At 44.7% G+C, this 25,849-nt stretch carries 21 protein-coding genes and 1 riboswitch; of the genes, 10 read left to right on the forward strand and 11 right to left on the reverse strand.

Annotated features, from left to right (window positions below):
• Window positions 1-23 precede the first annotated feature (23 nt).
• From obgE to BQ7489_RS16420, 7 genes are all read left to right on the forward strand, one after another.
• Window positions 24-1,211: a GTPase ObgE gene (gene obgE / locus BQ7489_RS16390; protein WP_072531927.1), complete on the forward strand. Its 1,188-nt coding sequence runs from the start codon at window positions 24-26 to the stop codon at window positions 1,209-1,211.
• Window positions 1,189-2,046, forward strand: a complete 858-nt coding sequence (gene pgeF, locus BQ7489_RS16395) for a peptidoglycan editing factor PgeF (protein ID WP_239496971.1) — start codon at window positions 1,189-1,191, stop codon at window positions 2,044-2,046. The genes obgE and pgeF overlap by 23 nt, the downstream gene beginning before the upstream one ends.
• A gap of 19 nt (window positions 2,047-2,065) precedes the next feature.
• Entirely contained in the window at window positions 2,066-2,731 is a 666-nt protein-coding gene (locus BQ7489_RS16400) for a B3/B4 domain-containing protein (RefSeq protein ID WP_072532264.1), read from the forward strand.
• 84 nt (window positions 2,732-2,815) lie between these two features.
• Window positions 2,816-3,370, forward strand: coding sequence for a M23 family metallopeptidase (locus BQ7489_RS16405; RefSeq protein WP_239496972.1), 555 nt, complete (start codon window positions 2,816-2,818; stop codon window positions 3,368-3,370).
• 10 nt (window positions 3,371-3,380) lie between these two features.
• Window positions 3,381-3,569, forward strand: a complete 189-nt coding sequence (locus BQ7489_RS16410; RefSeq protein ID WP_072531929.1) for a hypothetical protein — start codon at window positions 3,381-3,383, stop codon at window positions 3,567-3,569.
• A gap of 159 nt (window positions 3,570-3,728) precedes the next feature.
• Complete coding sequence (locus BQ7489_RS16415; protein WP_072531930.1) at window positions 3,729-4,247, forward strand: outer membrane beta-barrel protein; 519 nt, start codon at window positions 3,729-3,731, stop codon at window positions 4,245-4,247.
• 106 nt (window positions 4,248-4,353) lie between these two features.
• On the forward strand, window positions 4,354-4,983 hold the full coding sequence (locus BQ7489_RS16420; RefSeq protein WP_072531931.1) for a porin family protein: 630 nt from the start codon (window positions 4,354-4,356) through the stop codon (window positions 4,981-4,983).
• Window positions 4,984-5,061: 78 nt separating this feature from the next.
• On the opposite strand, the gene BQ7489_RS16425 is transcribed toward BQ7489_RS16420, so the two are convergent.
• Window positions 5,062-6,243 (reverse strand): phosphoribosylaminoimidazolecarboxamide formyltransferase, encoded by a 1,182-nt coding sequence (locus BQ7489_RS16425; protein WP_262483203.1) that lies wholly within the window; start codon window positions 6,241-6,243, stop codon window positions 5,062-5,064.
• A gap of 62 nt (window positions 6,244-6,305) precedes the next feature.
• Window positions 6,306-6,508: riboswitch (cobalamin riboswitch) on the forward strand.
• Between the two features lie 155 nt (window positions 6,509-6,663).
• Between BQ7489_RS16425 and BQ7489_RS16430 the strand changes: the two genes are divergently transcribed.
• On the forward strand, window positions 6,664-7,413 hold the full coding sequence (locus tag BQ7489_RS16430) for a DUF4465 domain-containing protein (RefSeq protein WP_072531932.1): 750 nt from the start codon (window positions 6,664-6,666) through the stop codon (window positions 7,411-7,413).
• Between the two features lie 99 nt (window positions 7,414-7,512).
• Here the strand turns inward: BQ7489_RS16430 and BQ7489_RS16435 are convergent, their stop codons facing one another.
• From BQ7489_RS16435 to BQ7489_RS16465, 7 genes are all read right to left on the reverse strand, one after another.
• Window positions 7,513-8,166: a DUF2490 domain-containing protein gene (locus BQ7489_RS16435; protein ID WP_072532266.1), complete on the reverse strand. Its 654-nt coding sequence runs from the start codon at window positions 8,164-8,166 to the stop codon at window positions 7,513-7,515.
• A gap of 140 nt (window positions 8,167-8,306) precedes the next feature.
• The gene (locus BQ7489_RS16440; protein WP_072531933.1) at window positions 8,307-9,653 is read right to left on the reverse strand and encodes an MFS transporter; all 1,347 of its coding nucleotides are present in this window, start codon (window positions 9,651-9,653) and stop codon (window positions 8,307-8,309) included.
• 20 nt (window positions 9,654-9,673) lie between these two features.
• Window positions 9,674-10,516 (reverse strand): glycerophosphodiester phosphodiesterase family protein, encoded by an 843-nt coding sequence (locus tag BQ7489_RS16445; RefSeq protein WP_113745304.1) that lies wholly within the window; start codon window positions 10,514-10,516, stop codon window positions 9,674-9,676.
• Window positions 10,517-10,696: 180 nt separating this feature from the next.
• Window positions 10,697-12,097, reverse strand: a complete 1,401-nt coding sequence (locus BQ7489_RS16450; protein WP_072531935.1) for a RagB/SusD family nutrient uptake outer membrane protein — start codon at window positions 12,095-12,097, stop codon at window positions 10,697-10,699.
• 12 nt (window positions 12,098-12,109) lie between these two features.
• Window positions 12,110-15,583: a SusC/RagA family TonB-linked outer membrane protein gene (locus tag BQ7489_RS16455; protein WP_072531936.1), complete on the reverse strand. Its 3,474-nt coding sequence runs from the start codon at window positions 15,581-15,583 to the stop codon at window positions 12,110-12,112.
• A 108-nt stretch (window positions 15,584-15,691) separates the two neighbouring features.
• Entirely contained in the window at window positions 15,692-16,681 is a 990-nt protein-coding gene (locus tag BQ7489_RS16460; protein ID WP_072531937.1) for a FecR family protein, read from the reverse strand.
• 104 nt (window positions 16,682-16,785) lie between these two features.
• A complete protein-coding gene (locus BQ7489_RS16465; RefSeq protein ID WP_072531938.1) occupies window positions 16,786-17,400 on the reverse strand; it encodes an RNA polymerase sigma-70 factor in 615 nt (204 codons plus the stop codon).
• 194 nt (window positions 17,401-17,594) lie between these two features.
• Between BQ7489_RS16465 and BQ7489_RS16470 the strand changes: the two genes are divergently transcribed.
• Complete coding sequence (locus tag BQ7489_RS16470) at window positions 17,595-18,146, forward strand: beta-class carbonic anhydrase (RefSeq protein ID WP_072531939.1); 552 nt, start codon at window positions 17,595-17,597, stop codon at window positions 18,144-18,146.
• Between the two features lie 106 nt (window positions 18,147-18,252).
• Here BQ7489_RS16470 and BQ7489_RS16475 read toward each other — a convergent pair whose 3' ends face one another.
• Genes BQ7489_RS16475 through BQ7489_RS16485 form a run of 3 tightly spaced genes read right to left on the reverse strand, consistent with a single transcriptional unit; the run spans window position 18,253 to window position 23,902 of the window.
• Window positions 18,253-19,629 (reverse strand): efflux transporter outer membrane subunit, encoded by a 1,377-nt coding sequence (locus tag BQ7489_RS16475; RefSeq protein ID WP_204352759.1) that lies wholly within the window; start codon window positions 19,627-19,629, stop codon window positions 18,253-18,255.
• On the reverse strand, window positions 19,626-22,766 hold the full coding sequence (locus BQ7489_RS16480; protein WP_072531941.1) for an efflux RND transporter permease subunit: 3,141 nt from the start codon (window positions 22,764-22,766) through the stop codon (window positions 19,626-19,628). The genes BQ7489_RS16475 and BQ7489_RS16480 overlap by 4 nt, the downstream gene beginning before the upstream one ends.
• A 2-nt stretch (window positions 22,767-22,768) precedes the next feature.
• Window positions 22,769-23,902 (reverse strand): efflux RND transporter periplasmic adaptor subunit, encoded by a 1,134-nt coding sequence (locus BQ7489_RS16485; protein WP_072531942.1) that lies wholly within the window; start codon window positions 23,900-23,902, stop codon window positions 22,769-22,771.
• A 202-nt stretch (window positions 23,903-24,104) separates the two neighbouring features.
• On the opposite strand from BQ7489_RS16485, the gene BQ7489_RS16490 reads away from it, so the two are divergent.
• Complete coding sequence (locus BQ7489_RS16490) at window positions 24,105-24,971, forward strand: helix-turn-helix domain-containing protein (RefSeq protein ID WP_072531943.1); 867 nt, start codon at window positions 24,105-24,107, stop codon at window positions 24,969-24,971.
• The last annotated feature ends 878 nt before the right edge of the window (window positions 24,972-25,849 follow it).

Raw genomic sequence — 25,849 nt, forward strand, 5'->3', positions numbered from 1 at the left:
GATTAATAAAATAATATATTAAGATGGCTGAATCGAATTTTGTTGATTATGTAAAAATCTACTGCCGCTCCGGTAAGGGAGGACGAGGCTCGGTACATTTGCGCCGTGAAAAATATATGCCTAATGGTGGTCCGGACGGTGGCGACGGTGGTAGAGGAGGTCATGTCATTTTGCGTGGTAACCGTAATTACTGGACTTTGTTGCATTTGAAATATGAGCGGCATGTCTTTGCCGAACACGGAGGGAACGGCTCCAAGAACAAAAGTTTTGGAAAAGATGGTGCCGACAAGGTGATTGAAGTACCGTGTGGAACTGTGGCTTACAATGCGGAGACTGGTGAATATGTTTGTGATATAACGGAACACGGTCAGGAAGTGATTTTGTTGAGAGGTGGCCGTGGAGGATTGGGAAATTGGCATTTTCGTACAGCAACCCGCCAGGCACCGCGTTTTGCCCAACCGGGAGAACCAATGCAGGAAATGACTGTTATTCTAGAGTTGAAGCTGTTGGCAGACGTCGGTCTGGTCGGTTTTCCAAATGCCGGTAAATCTACATTGCTTTCTACTGTATCTGCTGCACGTCCTAAAATAGCAAATTATCCGTTCACGACATTGGAGCCTAATTTAGGGATTGTTTCCTATCGTGACGGAAAGTCTTTTGTAATGGCGGATATACCAGGTATTATTGAAGGAGCAAGTGAAGGAAAGGGCTTAGGGCTTCGTTTTCTCCGTCATATTGAGCGTAATTCGTTACTGCTGTTTATGGTGCCTGGGGATACGGACGATATATGTAAGGAGTATGAAATATTGTTGAATGAGTTGGCAAGATTCAATCCGGAAATGTTGGATAAGCAGCGCGTATTGGCAATAACCAAGTGTGACGTACTTGATGAAGAGCTGATTGAAATGTTAAAGCCGACATTGCCTAAAAATGTTCCCCATGTTTTCATTTCTTCTGTTGCAAATACGGGAATTCAGGAATTGAAGGATTTGTTGTGGACGGAACTGAATAAGGACACAAACCAGCTTGAAGGCTTACGTCAAGAATCTATCGTTCATCGTCCGAAAGATGTAAACAAACTTCAACAGGAGTTGAAGGATATGGGAGAGGATGAAGATTTTGATTATGAGTATGAAGATGATGTTGAGGATGATGATTTCGACTATGAGTATGAGGAAGAGGATTGGGATGATGAAGAACCAGACAAATGATGGATTGATATCAGATAATATTAGAATGTTGGGGTACGATTTGATGAAGTCGTACACCAACATTTTTTGTTTCTCGACTAAACGTCATGGCGGGTATAGTGAAGGACAATACAGTTCGTTCAATTGTAACGAATATTGTGGGGATCTTCCGGTTCACGTGGCTCGGAACAGGGATTTGCTTTGCCGTTTGATGCCGGAGTATCCTGATAAACTGATTATTCCGCATCAGACTCATCAAACGGTAGTACGTAAAATTGATGATTCTTTTTTAGCTTTGGCAGACGGTATGCAGAGAGAAAGATTGGAAGGTGTTGATGCTTTGGTTACGGATATTCCCGGATATTGTCTGTGCATTTCGACTGCCGATTGTGTTCCGGTTCTTTGTTATGATACACGGCATAAGGTTGTGGCGGCTATCCATGCAGGATGGAGAGGGACGGCGGCCCGAATTGTCGAAAGGACATTGGCTTTGATGAAAAAGGAATATGGTACTGAAGGACAAGATGTTGCAGCATGTATCGGCCCGAGTATTTCTTTAGAAGCCTTTGAGGTTGGAGACGAAGTTTATGACTTTTTTGAGAAAGCAGGTTTTGATATGTCTCGTATAGCCCGGAAATTCAGTAAATGGCATATTGATTTATGGGAGGCTAACCGGTTACAGTTGTTGTCGTCCGGCTTGTCTTCCCGTCATATTGAGCTTGCGGGAATTTGTACATGGAAGAATAATGAAGATTTCTTTTCAGCCCGTCGGCAAGGAATAGCTTCCGGACGGATTCTGTCGGGAATTATGTTGTTACATCCGGATCCTGTTTTAAATCAGAATAATAACGTATAAAAGAATTTTATATATGAAAATGTTGAATATTGTAGTTTCTGATGAGCTGAAATCGGCATGGCCTCAGTTCAAGGGAGCTGCCGTTTTTGCAGAAGTAAAGAATACTGCCTATAATGAGGCGTTATGGAAGAAGATAGAGAGTTTTACGGAATTATACCGTTCCAGATATACGGTCGATTCCATTAAGGAGATGCCGGCTATTCAGGCTACCCGCCAGGCTTATAAAAAATGTGGGAAAGATCCTAGCCGTTACCGTCCTTCTTCCGAAGCTCTTTGCCGCCGGATATTGAGAGGGTTGTCTTTATACCAGATTGATACGTTGGTTGATCTGATTAATCTGGCATCAATTAATAGCGGACATTCAATCGGAGGGTTCGATTTGGATAAGATTCAGGGAGATTCTCTGGTGTTGGGTATAGGTAAAGCGGGTGAACCTTATGAAGGTATCGGACGCGGTACATTGAATATTGAGGGGATGCCTGTTTACCGTGACGCTGTAGGGGGAGTCGGAACTCCTACCAGTGACAATGAACGTACGAAGTTGAGTCTTGATACGACTCATTTGCTTGCTATTATGAATGCCTATAGTGGGAATGATGGTCTGGAAGAGTCGGTGAATTTTATGATTGGTCTGTTGAAGGAATTTGCTGAAGCCAAAGACGTCAGGTTGGTTTATTTTGAATAAATTGGAAGAATGATGATAAGGAAATTGTTATTGATAGGATTGGGATTATGCTGTTTGCTGTGTGTCCGGGCAATAGAACCTGTCATGGGAAATTTTACAGCGATGGAGCGTAATCACATACGTGTGTCTACTCCAGGATTGTTTGCTAATGGGAACCGTTTTGAAATTCATCTGGAAAATTTGCCGGATTCAGCCTTTTGTTTTCCTTTAAGCAGAGGTAAAGTGATTTCAGCTTATGGAATCCGGGGAGGCCATAGCGGAGCGGATATAAAGACATTTGCCAATGATACGATTCGTGCTGTGTTCGACGGAGTAGTACGGATGTCAAAGAAATATGGTGGTTATGGTAATGTCATTGTAGTCCGTCATGCGAATGGACTGGAAACGGTTTACAGCCATAATTCGAAAAATCTGGTAAAAGTGAATGATGTGGTTAAAGCGGGTCAATGCATTGCCTTGACTGGACGTACGGGAAGGGCCACTACCGAACATCTGCATTTTGAAATCCGGGTGAACGGACAGCATTTCAATCCTAAACTGCTGTTTGATATGAAGATGGGAAAGCCATTAAAACGTACTCTGATTTGTACCAAAACAGGCCATAGAGTTAAACTGGTTCCGAAAAGTTCAACCAAATAAAATACAGGAAATGGATATAGAAAAAATTTTAACAGAGGGTATTATCTTTAAAGGCAGTAAGCCTGCTGCTAAAAAGGAAGAAAAGGTTAAGACTAAGGCGAAGAAAAAAACGTATATTACTGGGTTGCATGGTTCCGGTTCGGCCAAGATGAAGGCCGAATATCGTCGTCGTCGGGCAAACCGTCATAAGAACGGCTAAACGATGCCGGTTCACAAAATATGTTAGAAAGCATAATAGTCTACGATTTAAGACTGGTCTTTTTACAATTTATAGCAAAATGTATATATTTGTTATTAGTGATTGGATATAAAGAAAACACAATAGACTAAATAGTATTCACTTAAACATTTTGTTATTATGAAAAAGATTCTCTTGCTGGTGGTCGTAGTCATGGCCGCTTTGTCTGCTACAGCTCAGGATATGTATCTGGGAGGTGGTATCAGTTTGTGGAGGAATGATGATCTGGATAAGACTTCTTTCTCGATTTCTCCGGATTTTGGTTATAATTTGAATTCCCGATGGGCTGTTGGAGGGGCTTTAGGATTTGCTCATTCTTATGATGAAGGAGAGAGTCATAATTCCTTTGCGTTGGCTCCTTATGCCCGTTTTTCTTTTTATGAAAATAAGATTGTACGTCTGTTCATTGATATGGGATTCGGCTTTTCCACTACATCGGTAAAAAATAGGGATGATAATTATAACGGTTTTGAAATCGGTGTCAAACCAGGTGTTGCCATCAAGTTGAATGACCAGTTCAGTATTGTTACAAAGGTTGGATTTGCTGGATATCGTGATGACTATTATGTAGGAGAGAATGGCTTAGGAGTGGCTTTGGATGGGAATGATATTTCGTTAGGTTTATATTATACTTTTTAGACTTTTTGAATTTGTCTGGTCCTAAATGTCCGGAAACGGATATTTAGGACCAGTCGTTTGCTTTAGCTTATTTTTATTAGTGTTCTTCAGTTGGAAAATTAAGTATATGAAAAAGATTCTTTTAATCATTGCATTTATTTGTTCTGCTTTTGCCGTAAATGCACAGACTGGGGTAACCTGGAATGCCGAACTGGGTCTTGGAGCCAGCGGATGGGTCGGTGACGGATCCGATCATTCGAACGCATTGTTCAATCCTCGGGTAGGTGTCAAGATTGATGTTCCGTTAAGTGGTTTGTTGTCTTTCCAGACAGGATTGTATTGGGTGTCGAAAGGGGCAAGCCTTAAGGAATATGAAGATCTTAAGACACAGGTCAATCAAAATTATTTCCAGATGCCGTTGTTGGCAGCTTTTCATGTAGGTACAGCCAGTAATTTTGACCTGGTCTTGACGGTAGGTCCTTATATTGGATATGGTATTAACGGTAAGGCTAAGATTGATACAGGAGATTATGAAATTACCTGGAATACTTTTGATGATATCAAGTTTGAAACACCGTCCGAAACTGCATATGTATGGCAGGGCCTGCGACGTTTTGATGCAGGTCTGCAGGCTGGTTTGGGGTTTGATTTTGAGGACTGGACAGCCGGTATAAACGGTGAAGTCAGTTTGTGCCGTATCTATAGTGACGGTCCTCGTAATGTCGGTTTCTATGCCAGTATTGCTTATAAGTTCTGACGTGATGTTGTAACTGTAATAAAAAAGAAAGCTTTTACATAACCTTCAGTTGTGTAAAAGCTTTCTTTTTGAGGTGGATTAATGATGGAACAGGCGGATACCTGTAAACGCCATTGCAATGCCATATTTGTCGCAGGTTTCTATAACATGATCGTCACGTACGGAACCTCCGGCTTGTGCTATGTATTCCACTCCACTTTTATGTGCACGTTCAATGTTATCACCGAAGGGGAAGAATGCATCAGATCCTAAGGCTACACCTTTCAGGTTTTTCAGCCATTCGCGTTTTTCTTCCCGGGTCAGGATTTCCGGTTTTTCTGTAAAGAACTGTTGCCATACGCCATCCGCCAGAACGTCATCATGTTCATCGCTGATGTAGACATCAATTGTATTGTCACGGTCGGCACGGCGGATTTTTTCTACCCATGGAAGATTCAAAACTTTAGGGTGTTGACGCAGGAACCAAATGTCGGCTTTATTTCCGGCCAGGCGTGTACAATGGATACGGCTTTGTTGTCCGGCACCTATACCTATTGCCTGTCCGTCCTTTACATAACATACCGAGTTGGATTGGGTGTATTTTAATGTAATCAGTGCAATCTTCAGATCACGTTTAGCCGATTCCGGGAAATTCTTGTTTTGAGTCGGTATATTGGAAAACAGTTCATCGCCGTTTAGCTTGATTTCGTTACGTCCCTGTTCGAACGTGATTCCGAAAACATCTTTGTGTTCGATGGGGGCAGGATGGTAAGTCGGATCAATTTTGATAATATTATAGGTCCCTTTACGTTTGTTCTTCAGTATCTCAAGAGCTTCAGGCTTGTAGCCGGGGGCTATGATGCCATCTGATACCTCACGGTTGATGAAACGGGCTGTTTCTTCGTCGCAGATATCGCTTAAGGCAATAAAGTCGCCGTATGACGACATACGGTCGGCTCCTCTGGCACGTACATAGGCATTGGCCAACGGTGATAGAGGAAGATCGCCTACAAAATAGATTTTCTTCATGGTTTCGTCAAGTTCCAGGCCGATGGCTGCACCTGCAGGGCTGACGTGTTTGAAAGAGGTAGCGGCAGGCATACCTGTGGCTTCTTTCAGTTCTTTAACTAGCTGCCATCCGTTCAGTGCATCCAGAAAATTGATGTATCCCGGACGTCCGTTTAGCACCTCGATAGGCAATTCTCCCTCCTGCATGAATATGCGGGCCGGCTTCTGGTTAGGGTTACAGCCGTACTTCAAAGCTAATTCTTTTGCCATAATTATGTAAATTGATTTGATTTCTACAAAAATAACGATTATTTTCCTCTTATTGAAAAATCTTGTTACCTTTGTAACGCATCGGTTCGATCTGTGTTTTATGTACAGATTGATTAAAAGGGAATCAGGTGGAAATCCTGGACAGTCCCGCTGCTGTGAGTTTCATTATGTAAGTCTTTCATTATTTGAGTCACTGGATAAAGGATTATCGGGGAAGACATTGGAAGATGGAAACGAGTCAGAAGACCTGCCATGCATAGTTTCTGCACTGCTTTCGAGGAAAAAGCGTGGGAGTATGGGTTTATGATCTGTTTCATATTCATGTCCGGTGGCTTTTCTTTTTTTCATTGCAGTGCCGTTTGTCTTGATATCGGCGATTAATAGGTTTTTATAATGTTGAACTAATAATAGATTTGATTGGCAATGAAAAAATTATCTCTTTTTTTTCTCTCATTGATGTGTATTACATTGTGGAGTTGCAGCGATGATGAAAATCCCGCAATTGAAGTTGTTGTGAACTTTAGTGATAAGTTGACAGACCCTAATTCTTCCTTTCAACCGGAAGGCGGTGAGGTGGACGGATATTATAAGGTTGTAACCTTTACCGATACCCGGAATTTGGTTGAAATGCCCAGCTATTATAGTGATTGGGGATTTGGTGGCGGATTTACTTATACGAATATTTCAGATAAAACTACTCCCGGTTATATGAATCTGGGAAATATTACCGGTGTGGGTAGGAGCGGAAGTGTGTATCTGACTGCCAATTCGAATGCATATACTCCGGCATATGTAAAGAATCTGGATGTCAGTAAATATCAGTTCAAGGGAGCTTGGGTTACGAATTCCACTTATGCATATTTGGCTGTAAAGGATGGTAATGACGGGAATAATCCTGCTTTGGTCCGGAAATTTGGTGATGGAGACTGGTTTAAACTGACTGCTGTAGGGTATGATGTTTCTGATAAGGAGTTGGGTCGTGTCGATTTTTATCTTGCTGATTATCGTGACGGGCAAAGTAAGGTAGTAAATGCATGGGAGTGGTTCGATTGGAGTGCGTTGGCTACAGCCGACCATATCAGCTTTGAATTGTCTTCTACCGATTCGGGTGAATTCGGGATGAATACACCGTCTTATTTCTGTATGGATGGAATCACATTGGTTGAGAAATAGTCTATAGTTTTATTAATAAAAGGCTTGCTCGTCGGAAAGTTTTTCTCGAGAGCAAGCCTTTTCCGTTATTTTAATGGTGGGCTGTTGAACAGCTTTATTTCAGAACTTATATATACATTCCACACCGAAAATATTTTTCCTGGCGTCTGCTTCCCATTGTCGGCAATAAAAAGCCTCCGCTTCCCAACTTTCAGCCAACGGGAAGCTTACTCCTCCTCGGTAGCGCATACGCTTTATATCAAAATGTTCGCTCTTTCCCAAACCGTTGTACATTTCCACGGAAACATATGGTTCCAGCTTGCAGCGGGCTATATCGTAGGCCATTTTCAATCTGGAGCGTAATCTGAATTCTTTTTCTTCCGAATTGAATGTATGTTGAAAACGCTCGCGCAGCGAAAACTTCCAACGTAGCCATTGCCCCGATACAGTGCCGTCCATATGATAGCGGTGTCTGAATTTCCAGCCTTCTTCTCCCCGGTTCCGGTAGTGTATCTCATAGCCGGTTCCTATCTTCAGGCATGGTAACAAGTCATATTTCGCTTCCACATCGAGCCCCCAGCGGTCTGTCATACTCAGATTATTTTTTGTCCGCCATTCCAGTCCGGTCGATACATCCAGGCGTTTCCGTACTTTGTACTCCACCTTCATCTTGGCCCAAGTAGTATAATCTGCTTCCTGCGTCCAGACATCCAAGGGCAGCCAGCCTATCAAACAGGCCAGCAGGCGATAAAAAAATCGGTCCTTTGTTCCCATTGCTATAAAATATATAATTATAAAAATAAACCATAAATCTGAAAACATTCTGAAATTTGAGAATATATTCAGATTTAATGCATTATCTAGATTAGATTGTACAGATACGGTATGGGCACAGTTCTAAAAAGTAGTAAAGATTATTTCTTTTTTCCTGCATTCCAGACCAGTAATGCCAGTAATGTCGACAGTACGGCCGCTCCTATCCAGAACCAGTTGATGTATGTAAAGTCATATACTTCAACACCGTCTATCAGACTCTTGTTACCCTCTATCAGCAGACCACTCATTACGTCCTGCAGGCCCGCCCCTATATAGCTGGCTATGCCTACAATACCTAGTGCGGCTCCCGATGCGTTACGCGGTGCTATATCCACAGCCATCAGTCCGCCTAGAAAACATAGCAGTACACCGATACCCGAGCCGAACAATACCATTGCCATGATATCAAGCCAGAAATGTACCCCCGGTACCAGCAGGAACAGGCATAGGGCTATCACGTTCATTAGTCCGAATATAAGAGCCGGCACATTCCTGCGTCCGCCGAACAGTTTGTCTGATATGACACCTGAAAACATTGTTCCGATGATGCCGCACACCGAGCTGACCGAAATGATGAAACTTGCATCCAGTGTCGTATAACCTTTTTGGGCTTCCAGGTAAAATACCCCCCAGCTGTTTACCGCATAGCGGCTGATGTACATGAAAGCACTGCTCAGTGCCAGAATCCAGATGGCCGGATTTCGCAGTACCGCCTTTTGCGCACGGTTGAAATCTTCTACTTTTGATGCGTTCCGTTCTTTTTTCTCCTTAGGCCGGTTTATTGCTGGAAGCCCTTTGCTTTGCGGAGAGTCATGAAAGAAACGCCATACTATCAGTGCCCCTATCAGGCCAATCATGCCAGCTCCCAGAAAACCGTAACGCCAACCCGATACACTGACGATGGATGCCACTACAATAAAGGTCAACGCTTCACCAATGTTATGACTGGCGCTCCAGAATCCGTAGAAAGAGCCTCGTTTCTTATCGTCGAACCAGCGTGATAATCCTACTACGCACGAGGCGGCACCCATCGACTGGAACCAGCCACTGATGCCCCACAATATGGCAAACAGCACAAACGAGTGTATGAATCCCAGACACAGGTTCACCAGCGCAGTCACCAGCAGGCCCGTACTCATAAAACGATTTATGTTGCTGCGGTCGGCCAGGAAGCCGTTTGTCAGTTTGCCTACTGCATACGTAAAGAATAGTACAGAGCCGATGATACCCAGCTCCGTTTCCGAAAATATTCCCTCCTCCACAATAGGTTTCTTCACTACATTCAGGCTCAGACGGCATACGTAGTACAATCCGTAACCTGCTGTGGCCGAAAGGAATGTAGACCACTGCATCCGCTTCAGCCGACGCTGCTGTTCAGCCAAAGACTCCCCGTTACAGGGCGCCGCTGGCGACACCCTGTAAAAATCAATGATATGTTTCAGCATGTAATCTTTCCTCCCCCTTGTCAGTCGTGCAACTTCTTTTCTTTCAGGTACTCCAGCAACAAGGCCGGACGGTCGGTCTGTATCAGTTTCGCTCCTTGTCCTATTATCCATCCCCAGCTTTCTTCCGGTTCTTTTAGTTCCACAGCACGGTCATCGTCATGCCCGCCGCACAGCTCCGGCCACAGACTGTTGATAAATATCCGGGCACCACTTTCGCGCACCTTCTTTATCAGTCGCTGCACTTCCGGTCCGTCATTATCAAACACAAGTTCAAAAGCCGCCGGTTTCATGTGGGCCAAGTAGCCGTCAATAATGGCCTCAGCCCCTTCCTTATGCAGGTTTACCACCGGCATAAAGACCATCTTCTCCAGCACGTCGCCATGTTCGGCCTTCACTTTCTCGTAGGGATTATCCGATTTCATGATGCATTGCCCCACCGTACCCGTCTTTTCCAATACGGCGTATGCTTCCTGAAAGTAATCATAACCTTTATCTACGTTCACCTTGATTTTGCCCTTACACAGCGTCATCACTTCCTCAAACGTAGGAATCTTATGGCGAGTCTTATGTCCGGCTCCATTTTTCAGGTTAAATCGACGGATTTCTTCCAGGGTGTAGTCTTCTGGTCTCCCTTTTCCTGTCGTCGTACGGTCAATTGTCTTATCATGCATCAATATCAGTTGTCCGTCTTTTGTTTTCTTCAGGTCTATCTCAACCATATCCACTTCCATTTCGATGCAGTTTTGTATGGCTTGTAGGGAATTCTCCGGGGCATTACGCCAGTCGGCACGGTGAGAGACGACTAGAATTCCGTTTCCATAGAAGGCCTCAGGAATCTTCGATCCGGATTGGGCATATAACATTCCTGATTTTCCTCCATAAGTTCCAACTGCAAATAGTGAACAGGCTATAATTATCTTTATAATAAAATTCATAAATATCCTTTTTATAAAATATCCAATAATGGCTGGAGACATGCCAGAAGATTGTTCCTATTGTTACTCCTACCTTTTGGACATGACTCCAGCATCATTCATCTTTTCTTAATTATATCCCGGATTTTGTGGAAACTTATTCTGATCATCCACCAAGTCTACTTCTGTCTTCGGCAGCGGATACAAATAATCGTTTGCGGTTATTGTCAATCCTACTTTGGCCATTTCGCTGATGGCCATATCTGTACGGATCAAATCAAACCAACGGTGTAGTTCAAAAGGCAACTCCAGTCGTCTTTCCAGTAAGACGGCCAGGCGGAATTCGTTTTGTCCGGGTAATTCCAGAGCTGTATATTCCGATGCTTTCGCACGTTTCCTGATTTCGTTGAGGTATTTCATAGCCAAGCTGTTCGGAGAACCGTCATAGCCTAATTCGTTATGTGCTTCAGCAGCCATGAGCAATACATCAGCCCAGCGTAACAGCGGGATATCAAAGCCTACCGTGGATGTTGTAGAATCAAAAGTATCATAGTATTTGGCGACTACATTATTGTTGGAATCTACCCGTTTATATTCAATCAGTGACCTCCGCTCGTCTGTGGATTCGTAAGCCTCTTTCAATCTGTTGTCCATCAATGTCTTATCGTCCCGGAAATAATCATTATATGAATCATGTCCTTCGCCTACGATGGTTTTCGACCAGCGTACGGCAAATAGTATTTCCTTGTTCATTTCATTTTCTACGGCGAATACATCGGCTACATTCTCCAATAATCCGTATTGGGAGCCATATGTATTGATCAGATTATCCAATAGGGAAGCAGCATCTGTCCATTTCTTTTCAGTCAGGTATACTTTGCCCAGCAAAGCCATTGCAGCAACAGAAGTGGCTCTACCCAGTCGCTCATCCGATACGGTTGCCTCCAATTTACTTATAGCTGCTTTCAGGTCATTTTCTATCGCTGTATAGATATCTGCCACCGGAGTACGTCCATACAGTGTTGCTTCTTGTGCCGAAATAGGTTCAAGGATCAATGGCGCATCTCCCCATAAACGTACGATGTTGAAATAAGCCAAAGCCCGCAAGAAAGCAGCTTCCCCTTCGTACTGGTTACGCAAGTTGGCATCAGTTACTGTTCCGGAATAGGCCAATATGTTGTTACAACGGTAAATCTGGTTGTATAATCCTTTCCACACACTTCTTACGACATCATTCCCAGAAGTTACCGTAAACTTGTCAATGAAATAATAGATTCCACCTGAGCCACCGGGATTAATGTCCTCAATGTTATCCGACCGTAATTCTGTCATGGCTATCAGCTTCTGTCCGTATAAGTCATTGTCCTGCAGGGAAGAGTAACAACCCGACAAGGCCGATTCAATATCCGTCGCATCTTTGTAGTAATTTCCTGAAGAAGCTTCCGAGATAGGTGTCAGGTCTAGGAAATCGTTGCAGCTTGTGGCCAACAGCAGGCTCAATATACCTGCTACATAATATTTCAGTTTCATAAATCTGCTATTTTAAAAAGTTACATTTACACCAAACACAAATGATTTAGCCAAAGGATAAGTACCGTAATCGATACCAGGAGTCAAGGAAGTACCTTTCATATTGACTTCCGGATTGTATCCACTATATTTTGTGAAAGTAAACGGATTTTGCGTTGATAAATACATGCGGGCTCTGCTGAGTCCGATATTTTTCAACCATTTTTCCGGTAACGTATACCCTAAGGTTATATTCTTGATACGCAGATACGAACCATCTTCTATATGCCAGGTAGATGTCGTTCCATTCATACCTGTTGCACTTCTGTTGGCACGTACTACTTGTCCGCTGCCTGGATTGCTTTCAGATTGCCAACGGTCAAGCGCATCAATCTGGCAGTTACCTCCACCTTCCATGTTATTGATATAACGGCGGAATATGTTGGCTATTTCATTACCCTGAACTCCCTGCATGGAGATGGACAAATCTACATTTTTGTATATCAGTTCTGTAGAATAGCCATAAGTGAAGTCGGGCATATAGTTGCCGGTAATAGTACGGTCATTTTCATTTATTTCCATATCGCCGTTCATGTCCTTAAAACGGAAGTCTCCAGGCTTGGCTCCGCTTACATGTGCATATTTCCGTTTGCTGATATCCGGATCTTGCGAATTATCTATTTCCGACTGGTTCGCAAAAACCCCGTCAGTCACAAGCGTATAATAATTACCGATAGGCTCACCTACTTTAGTGATAAACGTCACGCTTTCCTGTGTAGTTATCATTTCGTCTACACCACCTAGATCGACTACCTTATTCCGGTTGGCCGAAATGTTGAAGCGGTTGTTCCAAGTGAAATCTCCCCAGGTATTTGTTGTCGATAATGAGAATTCAATACCTTTATTGTTCACTTTTCCAATATTCATCGGTACGGTACTGAAGCCTGAATATTCTGCTACAGGGACGTCCAGCAACATGTCACTTGTGGTACTGGTATATAGATCCAGTTCAAATGTCAGCATATTGAACAGACCGAATTCCAGACCGACATTGAGCATTGCCGTTTTTTCCCATCCTAAGTCAGGATTTCCGGCTGTAGAAGGATATAAACCATTTGATAAGGAACCTTCCCCTTTGCCGAAAATATAATTGGCTTGTCCTAATAATGCATAATATTCATAATTGCCTATATTGAAATTACCGCTGATACCGTAACTTGCCCTTAATTTCAGGGAAGACAGCCAGGATGAGGTCGCTTTCATGAAATCTTCTTCGCTGATATACCAACCTGCTGATACGGAGGGGAACATACCCCAACGGTTATTTTGTCCGAACCGCGAGGACCCGTCGGCTCGCAACGCTCCTGAGAGCATGTATTTTCCTTTGTAGGAATATTGTACGCGTGCCAATGCCGACAGCAATGACCATTCATAAGCCGTAGCATCCCAGTCCGTTACAGATGTGGCTGCATTTACCGTATGTACCAGATCATTCGGATAACCAGTTCCTGCTATTAATGATGTGTTTACTGACTCTTTTTGGGCAGACCATCCTATTACTGCTGAAACCTGATGATCTTCATGGAACGTTTTGTTGTAAGACAACGTGTTTTCCCAAACCCAGTTCAACATATTCTTGTCTCGTTTTGAACCTTCCGGGATTGAAGGAGGTGTAGGGTTCAATGAATTAGGTAAGGTTGAAGGCCGATAATATGAACGGCTGTAGCTGTTGAAGTCGACTCCAAAGCTTGTTCTGAATTTCAACCCTTCATACAGTTCATATTCACCGTATACGTTACCCATAAAACGGTAACGTTTCATCTGGTCCTCTTTTTCGTTGGCTAATGCTACTGGATTGATAATCTGCGGTTGGGCATATTGCCAGCGATATTGGTCAAAGTTATAAGTTCCGTTTGCGTTGTAGACAGGCATGATCGGTGACATTGCCAGAGCGGATGCTACAATGGTTTCTTCTTTAAAACGGTCTTCTGTAGGTACGATATCATATACCGAGTAATTGAATGACAGATTTGTACCGAATGAAAATTTCTTATAGTTAACATCTACTTTGCCACGGGCGCCCATTTGTTCAAAGTCGGAGCCTATTACGATACCTTCTTCACGACCGTAATTTCCCGAGACGAAATATCTGACAGACTGGTTCCCTCCTGACAATGATAAGTTATGGCTATGGGTTAAGGCTGTTCGCATCACTTCGTCTTGCCAGTCCGTATCGGTCAATCCTTTTTGTCCGTTGATATAAGGCATAATTTCCGGTGGCAGCAGATAAGCTTGATTGGTAATGTCAGGCTTGTTCCCTAATTTGAGGTTACGTTCTTCGTTGGTATCAGTGATACTTCCTTCCAATCCTTTATTTGCCAATAAATCGAGATAGGCGTTATTATGTGCGTCATAGGAGAGTCGGGCATAGTCGTAGGCATTCAACATGTCTATTTTTTTTGTACGTTGCTGGAAACCTACATAACCGTCATATTGGACGGTTGGCTTCATGTCTTTTCCTTCTTTCCCCTTTTTGGTTGTGATGATAACAACACCGTTGGCACCACGTGAGCCATAGATGGCTGCTGCTGAAGCATCTTTTAATACTTCTATTGATTCGATATCATTCATATTGATAGTGCTCAGAGGAGATACATTTTGCCCTGTACCACTGCCGGCGTCACTTGACATGGGGAATCCATCTACAACATACAACGGATCGGTACCGGCGGTAATACTTCCGCTGCCACGCACTTTAATTGTAAATCCGCCGCCTGGAATTCCGTTAGGCTGGGTAACCTGCACGCCTGTCATTTTTCCGACAATAGCCTGGTCTACGCTTGATACGGGGACAGCCAGTTCGCTTGCTTTCATGGATGAGATTGCTGTAGTCACATCGCGTTTCCGTTGTACGCCGTAACCCACAACCACTACTTCATCCAGCATTTCCGAATCCTCAGTCAATACCACTTTGGCCAGTGTTTTGCTGTTGGCCTTGAACTCCTGCGGCTGATAGCCGATATAAGAAATAGAGATGACGGCATCGGCGGGTACATCGTTCAGGGTATAGTTGCCGTCTATATCTGTAATTACGCCGTTGGTCGTACCTTTAACCACTACATTTGCTCCGATAACCGGTTCGCCCTTGGCGTTTACAATTACGCCTGTTATATTCTTTACCGGTTTTTGCTGTGTGTTCTGACTGTCTTTGCGCGAGATGACAATCATCTTGTTCTGTAACTTGAATTCCAGATTTTTAGGAAGGACGGCCTTGAGGACTTCCTCAATGGAGGCATCCTTGAACGTATAGGTTACGGTATGGCTGCCGTTGAGGTCGTCGTTGTTGTACATAATGGAAAAACCGGTCTGCTTTTCCACTTCTTTCAGCACACTGTTCAAAGGGGTTGCCTTGAACTCTTTGGTTACCGACTGGGCCTGAATTGTCAACCCTCCCATCGCAAACAGCGAAAGGAGTGCCAGCCTGCGGACTGTCTTTCGATAGTTCATACAATTAGATTTTTAATTACCACAATTAATAAATGCATCAATCGCTAAATTGGGGTAAAAGGTTACAAAGGAATATCGAGGTCCGTGGGCTATGGAATTACATCCGGTTTAGCGGATATAAATGTCCCGGCCGTCAACAGTGATATCTACCCGGATAATCCGGGCCAGCGCTGCCATCACGTCGTCCACGGTTTCATCGTTGCGTACCGATATGCGCAGGCTTTTGCCTGCCAGTGAATCGGTCTGCAGATGGAAGTCTACGTCATAGTGCCTTGCCAGTTTGGGCAGCAGTTCGCCTAGCGTGATACGGTCGTATTCTATACGGCCTTCAGTCCAGGCATTATACTGCTCTGTGTTCACGCGGTTCTTGGTCAGTTGGCCTGATTTCTTTATCATGTGCACCTGTTCTCCGGGATTTACCTCTACTGTCTTTCCGGCATGGCGGAATTCTATTTTTCCTTCGAGCAGGGTAGCTTGCACATAATCGTCGTCTGCATAGGCCGTGACGTCGAACTTAGTGCCTTTCACTACGATGTCACATGTACCCGTGTTTACCGTAAACTCGCTTCCGCCCTGGCGGGTAACCTCAAAGTAGGCTTCACCCGTCATCTGCACGCGGCGTTCCTTTTTGTCAAAGTCGGCAGGACAGCGCAATACAGAACCCGAATTGAGCCATACCAGTGTACCGTCGGCCAGCGTCAGCTTGCTTCTTTCGCCTTTAGGAGCCTCGAAGACAAAATATTTTTCCGTGTCTTGCCTGAAAGTATCTATGACCAGCTTGAGCGGGAACACCGCTATGCAAACCAGTGCTACGGCTGCTGCCAGATACCAGAAGCGTGTATGTGCCGGTTTGCGATGTCCTTGGCGGATTGTCATCCCGGGGTTTTCCGCCATGCGGGCTTGCAGGTTTTTCCAACCTTGGGCTACCACGTTGTCTTCCTGTCTTTCGGTCAGCCATTCTTGTTCCCAACGGCGAAACATGGCCTTATTTTCTTCGTCTCCGTTAATGAATGTATAGAGACGGGCTTCATCGACCTTGCTTATCTTTCCGTCGAAATACAAAAAAGCCAACTCACGAAAATCATCTGTCTTTTCCATTTCCTCTTACTTATTAGATAAAACAATCCAGCAAATTTTTACCTAACCCCTTTCGGCGAAAAAATTTCGAAAAGCGGTATTTTTTTATTTTGTAGTATTAATAATCAATGCATTAAGAAATATATTAAAATGGCGAATCTACAGATATCCAACGGATATTTCTCTTTGAAATGACGGTCGAAAGCCTCCAGTGCACGTCTGATGTGTTTCTCTACGGCTGTGGTCGAAATGTCCAGACGTTCGGCTATCTCCCTGTTCTTAAGTCCTTGACTGCGGCTGAGCAGGAAGATTTCACGCGAGCGTGGTGGAAGTTGTTTCAATACTTGCGGTATCTGTGATTCCAATTCCTTGTAGAGCAGCGACATTTCTACATCGGGACAGAAGTCCAGGTGATAGAGCCGTTCCTCTCCGTCGAGGTTTTCCAGCCAGTCTACCGAATGGATGTCGACCAGTGCCTGCCGTTTGAGATGGTTGAGGCAATTGTTCCGTACCATGGTGAACAGCAGAGCGGAGAGTGAAACTGCTTCTAGTGCCTTACGCTTCTCCCACAGGCGGGCAAAAGAATCCTGTACCAGGTCTTCAGCTACCGTATAGTTGTCTACAAAACGGGACGCATAGCCTAGCAGACGGCGATAATACCGGCTGAACAAGTAATGAAAAGCCTGTCCGTTATCCCGTTTTATTTCTTCAAGAAGTTCTGTTTCGTTTTTAAGGTCCATCTGTTCGCGTTTTTTAGACTTTAGGCAGATGAATAAACATCGCAAACAAAGATAACAAATTTTGTCGCAATCCAGTTTAGGTTTATCCGAAAGTTTTGTAGGGGTATAATATGCCGGAAGAACAGGTGTCGTATTGTTTGTCTCTGCCGGGTCTTTTTGTATTTTTGTATGTCGAATTTTAAAACTGCATAAAAATGATAGACGAATTGTTGGAATATAACCGTGCCTTTGTTGACAAGAAAGGATATGAACGGTATGTGACGAATAAGTATCCGGACAAGAAGATTGCCATTGTGACTTGTATGGATACCCGTCTGGTGGAATTGATTCCTGCAGCATTGGGTATCAGAAACGGTGATGTGAAGATGATAAAGAATGCGGGAGGAACCATCACTCATCCTTTTGGCAGTGCAATGCGTAGCCTGTTGGTGGCCATTTATGAACTGGGAGTAGAAGAGATCATGATTATCGGTCATACGGATTGCGGTGCCCAGCATATGGACAGTAAAGTGATGCTGCAGCACATAAAGGAACATGGTGTGACGGACGAACAGATTGCCATGATGGAATATTGTAATGTGGATCTGAATTCATGGCTGAGCGGGTTTGATAATGTGGAGCAATCGGTGCGCGGGAGTGTACATCTGGTAAAACATCATCCGTTGGTTCCGAAAGATATTATTGTAAGAGGATTTATCATTAATTCGGTTACTGGTGAACTGACCGAGTTTAAAAATATAGAATGATATAGATGATAATACAATCAGCCTGCCTGAATGTAGATTTCTTTTTGGGAAGATGTCTACATTCATGACAGACTGAATTACTAATGGAATGAAAAAGAAGATTCTTTTATTCGCTTCCGCCTCCCAGTGCATTATACAGGTTGATAATGGCCTGGCAATAAGTGAATTGGTCGGATACTACATTCAATTGTGCGTTCAGCAGTGACTGCCGTGCGGTGAGCAGTTCCAGGTATGTGGCGTTTCCTGTCCGGTAGAGGGCTTCGGAAGTCTGTACCGTACGTTCCAGTTCCTTGCATTGTTTCTGGTGGCTTTCCAGACTTCTTTGTGTTGATTCCGTTGCGTACAGTGCGTCGTTGACTTCCTGTCCGGCATCCAGCAGGGTTTGTTTGTAGTTGAGCAGAGCAATCTGTTCTTCGTCCTTGGATACCCGCAGGTTGGAAATCAGTTTTCCACGGTTGAAGATGGGTTGTGTCAGCGAGGCTATGGCCGAAAGTATCCAGTCGCCTGGATTGGTAACGGCTTGTCCCAGTGAGTTGGTCCATCCGGCACTTCCTGTCAGGGTCAGATTCGGGTAGAAGGCCGAACGTGCCTGATTGGTTGAGTAGTAGGCGTTGGCCAATGTCATTTCAGCTTGTACGATGTCCGGACGTTTGGACAGCAGACGGACGGGGAGTCCGGTGCTGACCGTTTCGGGAAACTGTTGTTCAGACAATCTGTTACGTTCCAGAGTCCTGGAAGTCATTCCCAGCAGTGTGCAGAGGGAGTTCTCCGTTTCCCGTTGTTGCCGTAGCAGGTCATTGTGAGTCGCTTCCAGTTCGTACAGGCTGGCACGGGCTTGTGTCACGGCATTCTCAGTTTCTTCTCCCACTTTCATCCGGGCTTCCATAACCCGTACCTGTTCTTTCCATACATCCAGTGTAGAACGGCTGATTTCAATCTGATTGTCCAGCATCAGTAGGGAATAATAGCTGTTGGCAATGCTTGCAATCAGTTCCGACTGGATAGCTTGCCGATAAGCCTGTTGTTGTAACAGGGTGGCCTGACTTCCTTTTTTGGCATTCCGGAGACTTCCGAAGAGGTCTATTTCCCAGCTGGCCTGCATAGGCAGTTCGTATGTCTTGACAGTCTTGTTGCCGGCTGTACTAGTCAGAGTTCCTTGTGGCGATAAGGTCAGTGACGGCAGGAAGGACAGGCGGGCGGCTTTCAATTGGGCCTGTGCCTGGTCTACACGTAGCCATGCAGTCTGTATGTCGGTATTGTGTTCCAGTCCGTAGCTGATATAATGTTGCAGCAAGGGATCCTGAAAGATTTCTTGCCAAGGCAGGTCTCCCAGTGAGAGAGAATCATCTTCTATTTCTATGGAACCTTCAGTCTCACGGAACAGGCTGTCTGTGGGCAGGTTGTCCGGACGCTGGTAATTCCTGTAGATATGGCAGCTGCTCAGCAGTGCCATACCCATTAATATTAAAACTAATTTTCTCATAATTTTCTGTCTTCTTTTCGTTTACCCATTACCCGTTCTTCAATGTACTGGAAAGTGATGAAGAAGGCGGGTGTTACAAACAGCAATGCGACGGTTCCGATCAGCATACCTCCTACGGCTCCTACTCCCAGAGAAGTGTTTCCATTGGCACCTACTCCCGATGCGAACATCAACGGGAGCAATCCGAAGATCATGGTAAGTGCAGTCATCAGAATCGGGCGTAAACGGACTCCTGCTGCCGATATGGCTGCCTGGGTGAGTGACATGCCTTCCTTACGCCGTTCGGTGGCATATTCGGTAAGCAGGATGGCTGTTTTCGATAAAAGTCCGATCAGCATGATCAGTCCGGTCTGCAGGTAAATGTTGTTTTCAATACCCCATAACCGGGCAAAGAGGAAACTTCCCATCAGTCCGAACGGAACAGAGAGGATGACCGCCATCGGAATGAACAGACTTTCGTACAAGGCGCAAAGTATCAGGTAGATGAACAGGATACAAACACCGTAAATGATGACCGTATCGTGCGAATTGGCCATCTGCTCCTCTTCACGTGTCATGCCGGAGAATTCGTAACCGTAGCCGGTAGGCAGGGTTTGTGCGGCCACTTCTTTCACGGCATTGATAACGTCACCCGAACTGTAACCGCTGGCCGGCATTCCCTGTACGTTGATGGACGAGAACATGTTGAAGCGGGTAAGCGACTCTGCACCGTAGGTCTTGGTCAGTTTCACGAACTGGCTTATCGGAGCCATGCCGTCGGTTGTCTTTACGAAGATGTTGTCGAGCGACTGCATACTCTTCCGGCTGTCGGAGGGAGCCTGAATGATGACACGGTACAACTTGGTGAACCGGTTAAAGTTCGAGGCATAGATACTTCCGAAGTAACCGGACAAGACGGACAGCACTTCTTCTGTGGTTATACCGGCACGTTGGCATTGCGCTTCATCTACATCTACGCGATATTGAGGGAAATTGGAGCTGAAGGAAGTATAGGCCATCTGTATTTCCGGACGTTTGTTTAGTTCGGTCAGGAAATCGTTTGTTACTTTACTTAAAGCGTCGATACCTTTTCCGGAGCGGTCCTGCATATATAGTTCAAAACTGTTACCGGTTCCATAACCGGAAATCATCGGAGGAGAAAATACGAACAGGTTACAGTTTTTGATGTGGGCGGTACGTTTATAGATTTCTTGTGAAATAGCGTCTACACTGTTTTCTTCTCCTTTTCGTTCGTCCCAATGTTTCAGTTTGACGATGAACATACCGTGTGAGGCACCGCTTCCGGTTCCCATTCCGAATCCGGCCACTTTGTTGAAATTGTCAATTTGTGGAATTTCTTCCAATTCTTTTTCCACTTTATTCATGATGCTTTCTGTTTCGGCCAGGGTACTTCCGGCGGGGGCGTCAAGACTGATGAAGATGGAGCCGGTATCTTCCGAAGGAATCAGACTGGTTTTGGTTGTTCCCATAAAATAGAAGAGCAGACCGATTGAAGCGGCAAAGGCACTCCAGGCCAGCCACTTCCGCTTGATGAAGAATTTGGCGCCACTTTTGTATTTCAGGACTATCCGTTTGAAGGACGAGTCGAAGGCCATGCGGAAGCGGGTAGAGAATTCGGGCTTTTTCCCGTCCACCAGAATTTCGTTGGGCCGCAGGATCAGGGCGCAGAGAGCGGGGGAGAGGGTTAATGCGTTGATGGCAGAGATACCTACTGCTACCGCCATGGTGATACCGAACTGGGTGTAAAATACGCCCGAAGTACCTCCCATGAATGAAACGGGTACGAATACGGCCATAAATACCAGGGTAGAGGTGACAATGGCCGATGAAATTCCTGTCATGGCATCTACCGAAGCTTTGTAAGGCGACCGATAGCCTTCATCGAAGCGTACCTGTACGGCTTCCACCACAATGATGGCGTCGTCTACAATGGTACCGATGGCCAGTACCAGTGCAAACAAGGTCAGCAGGTTGATACTGAATCCGGCTATATAAAGTGCGGCAAAGGTACCGATGAGCGAGACAAAGATACTGATGGTCGGGATGAGGGTAGAACGCGGGTTCTGCAGGAATACATAGACCACGAGTACTACCAGAATGATGGCTTCCAGCAGGGTCTTGATCACTTCGTTGATGGAGGCGTCGAGGAAGTTCTTGGTACTCATCAGTTCCACGATTTCCATGTCTTCCGGAAGCGTTTTCTGCAGTTCGTCCAGATACTTGTCTATTTCCGTAATGATCTCGTTGGCATTGGTGCCGGCAGTCTGGTTGATCATGCAGGTGGTTCCCGGTGCTCCGTTTACCGATCCGGAGTAGGAATAGCTCTGTGCTCCCAGTTCCACGGTAGCTATATCTTTCAGTTTCAGTACGCGTCCGTCATCGTAGGCCCGGATAACGATGTCCTCGAATTCCTGTTCTTTTTCCAGTCGTCCGCGGTATTTCAGTGTATATTGGTATACGTTCTTGGAATCTTCACCGATAGAACCGGTAGAAGCTTCTATGTTTTGGCTGGAGAGTGCGGCTTCCACATCGCTGGGTTCCAGTTCATATTGGGCCATGACTTCCGGTTTCAGCCAGATACGCATGGCGTAGTCGCCTCCCATTACGTTCACTTCTCCTACACCTGATATACGTTGTATCTGAGGCTTGACATTTATGCTCAGATAGTTGGTCAGGAAATCTTCGTCGTAGGTACCGTTCGGACTGTAAAGACCGAAGATTTTCAACATACTGCTTTGGCGTTTCATGGTGGTGACACCTACCTTGGTTACCTCGGCCGGCAGCAGCGAAGTAGCCGTCGATACTTTGTTCTGTACGTTGACGGCAGCCATGTCCGGGTCACTGCCTTGCTTGAAATATACTGTAATTTCTGCACTACCTGTATTGCTGGCGGTAGAAGTCATATACGTCATGTTTTCTACACCGTTGATGGCTTCTTCCAGCGGGACGATGACACTTTTCTGTACGGCTTCGGCATTGGCGCCGCTGTAAGTGGTAGATACGCGGATGGTCGGCGGTGCAATATCCGGATACTGTTCTACTGAAAGGGCATAAAGCCCGATGAGGCCTGCTACCAGGATTACGACCGAAATGACGATAGACAGAATCGGTCGGTCAATGAAATGTTGCAGTTTCATGGTTATTCCTCCTTCTTATCGGTTTGTGTCCCGTCACTTTGAGCTGTACTGACCACAGTACCTTCCTTCAACAGTCCGGCACCTTCAGAAACAATGACATCACCAGCCTGTAAGCCTTTTTCAACGATATATTCTGTTCCGTCGTTGATTTCGAATACTTCAATAGGGGTGGAGACTGTTTTCCCGTCTACCACTTTATAAGCGAAGATACGGTTCTGGATTTCATAAGTACCTCCTTGAGTAATGACAATACATTGTTTTCTGTCGTATGGAACAACGATATTGGCCGAACCTCCGCTCATCAACCGTTTATCTTTGTTGGGGAATACGGCACGCATGCTTACAGTTCCAGTGGTCTTGTCTATGATACCGCTGATGACATCTATTTTCCCTTTCTGTCCGTATATACTTCCGTCGTTCAGTTCCAGCGATACTTCGGGGAAAGAGGCAAGGGCCTTATCCAGTGAACCGTATTGCGCTGTAAGGGCAAGAACTTGTTTCTCGGTCAGCGAAAAATAGACATACATGTCAGAGTTGTCGGAAACATGAATCAGCGGTTCGGTCATGGAAGAGCTGACCAGGGCTCCGATACGGTAGGAGGTCATGCCGGCATAGCCGTCTACCGGACTTTTCACTTCGGTATAGGAGAGGTTGTTTTGGGCATCAGTCAGTTCAGCCTGAGCCTGCAGCAGATTGGCCTGGGCGCTTTTGTAGTCATTTTGTGCTGTACGCAATTCGAAATCCGAAATTACGTGGTCGGCATACAGTGACTGTTTGCCGTCGAGCGTCTGCTTGGCTGTCGCTTCATTGGCTTCGGCTGTTGCTACAGCGGCCTTAGCCTTTTCAAGGGCTGCTTTATAAGGAACCTGGTCAATGATGAACAATACCTGCCCCTTGTGTACATGGGTTCCTTCTTCTACCAATACTTGTGTAATGGTACCCGACACTTGTGGACGTACTTCCACATCTTGTTTACCTTCTATGACTGCGGAATATTTGACAGAGAGTTGCCGGTCTTCCGGTGTGAGTGTCATAAGCGGATAGTTCCCACTTTCTGCTTGTTGTTGCTGGTTTTGCTGGCATGATAAAAGTGTCATGCAGCAAAGGGTGGTTACGAAAATCTTTTTTACCTTCATAGTTTCGTTCAATTGTAATTTTTGCCGTAAAAATAGATTGGGGAAGTTCGTACTGTTTGGACAAAAGGTACAATGATTTGTCTATATTGCTCAGCATTAGGACTTATTAGTAAACTGTATGTCTATTTAGCGTAAAGATTTGTTTCTAAAAGACATGAATGGTATATATTTGTGACATCTTGGATGAAAAAATAGGATATTGATGACACAAAAAGAGTTATTGCCCTTATTCTCTTCTGCCTGTTATCTGACAAGTGGAATCTTGTTGGTATCGCCTTCCGATTTCGGGAAACTGGAGGGACGTTTACTGACAGGGAATCGTCTGTTTATATTGATAGGAAACGGGAGTCTCGAACTTGACATACAGGGAAGAAAATGTGATATACAGGCGCATGCTTTTCTAGATGTCATGGAAACTGTTACGTTCCGTATGGACAAATTCAGTTCTGATTTGCGGGCATGGGGGTTGTTCGTCACATTTGAGTTTGCCAGTGAGTCATTGAAAAGTTTGCGTCCCGGGCCTCAAGGTTATTTGTTGGAACGGTTGAATATTCCGGTACAGAAACTGTCGGAGACAGAATGTGGTATTCTGGAATTGCAACTTACACTGTTAAAAAACAGTTTGGGTAATATGAAGCATTATTATCGTCAGGAAATGGCCAAGTTATATTTTAAAAGCTTTAGTCTGGAATTGGGGAATGTCATGTTGGAGCATTCCGGTAATGCTGAGGGATTTGATCCTTATATAGACAAATATGATTTCATAATTTTGAATTTTCTTAAATTGGTTTCCAAACATTTTCTTTCGGAACATTCTGTTGATTTTTATGCAACTTCTTTATGTATGTCATCCAAACATCTGACACGGGTGGTTAAGGAGAAAATAGGGAAGACTCCTCATGAAATTATCTGTGATGAAATAATGCATCGGGCAATGTTGATGCTTGAAGATGGTAGGATTCCTGTCGGACAGATTGCCGAAGAACTGCATTTCTTTGACCAGGCTTCTTTTAGTAAGTTCTTCAAGAAGCAGATGAAGATTTCCCCCATGGTTTACCGGAAAAAATGACGAACGGTTGTTTGTATGGTTGTTCATCAGATTTTTCTGGGTAGTCTGGGATTGGATTATTGTATTGTGTCTTGATTTGACTTTTTCCTTTCTGTTTTCCAAACGCCTTGTTGTCTTGTTTGAAACGTGCGTTCATTTTCCGTAGAAGATGAAGTTGTTTTGTGTATGATTCCAAGTCGTTTTTTACAGAAGATGAAGGTGTTTTCAGGAAATTCCAGGTTCTTTTCCGCACGCACGTGCGCATTGCGCATGCGTGCGCCCGAATAAGAGTATGTGTACCCGGTAAAAGCCCCTTCGGTCCTCCCGGAAAAATCTTCCTCCCTATATTCCTGCCTTCCAGCGTGTTACAATCCGGTTACAGGAAAAGCGGAAAAAATTTCGGCGTGAGGCTTGCGGAATTCCGAAAAGTGCGTACCTTTGCAACCGCTTTCGAGAGAGAAACGCGGTAAAGATGCAATCTGAGACTGACACAGTGTAAGCGGAGAGCGGACGTAAGGCGCTGCACCGAGTATCTTACCTTGCATGGAGGCAAGGGAGCGAGAAAGGATAAGCCCGGAATCCGCGGCGTACGGTTCCGTTGTTGATTGGAACTCTGAGACGCCTTGAAAAATTTTTCCGAAAAAATCTTCGAAAAAATTTGGATGTTAGAAAAATCCGCCTTACCTTTGCAACCGCTTTCGAAAAGGAAGCAGGATCTTTGAAAGACTTTAGATAAACAAACAAGATGTAGTACAAGAAGGTCATGACCCCTTTGGGGTTGTGATTGAATGAAAGAACCGTCAATACTTTATAATAATAAGGTAAAGAAATCGGCATCCTGGACAGAGCAAAACAAGGTACATGCCTTCGGGTATGTGTCTGAAAAAGATATTCTACAA

The sequence above is a fragment of the Bacteroides ilei genome (assembly GCF_900128495.1).
GTDB lineage: Bacteria > Bacteroidota > Bacteroidia > Bacteroidales > Bacteroidaceae > Phocaeicola > Phocaeicola ilei.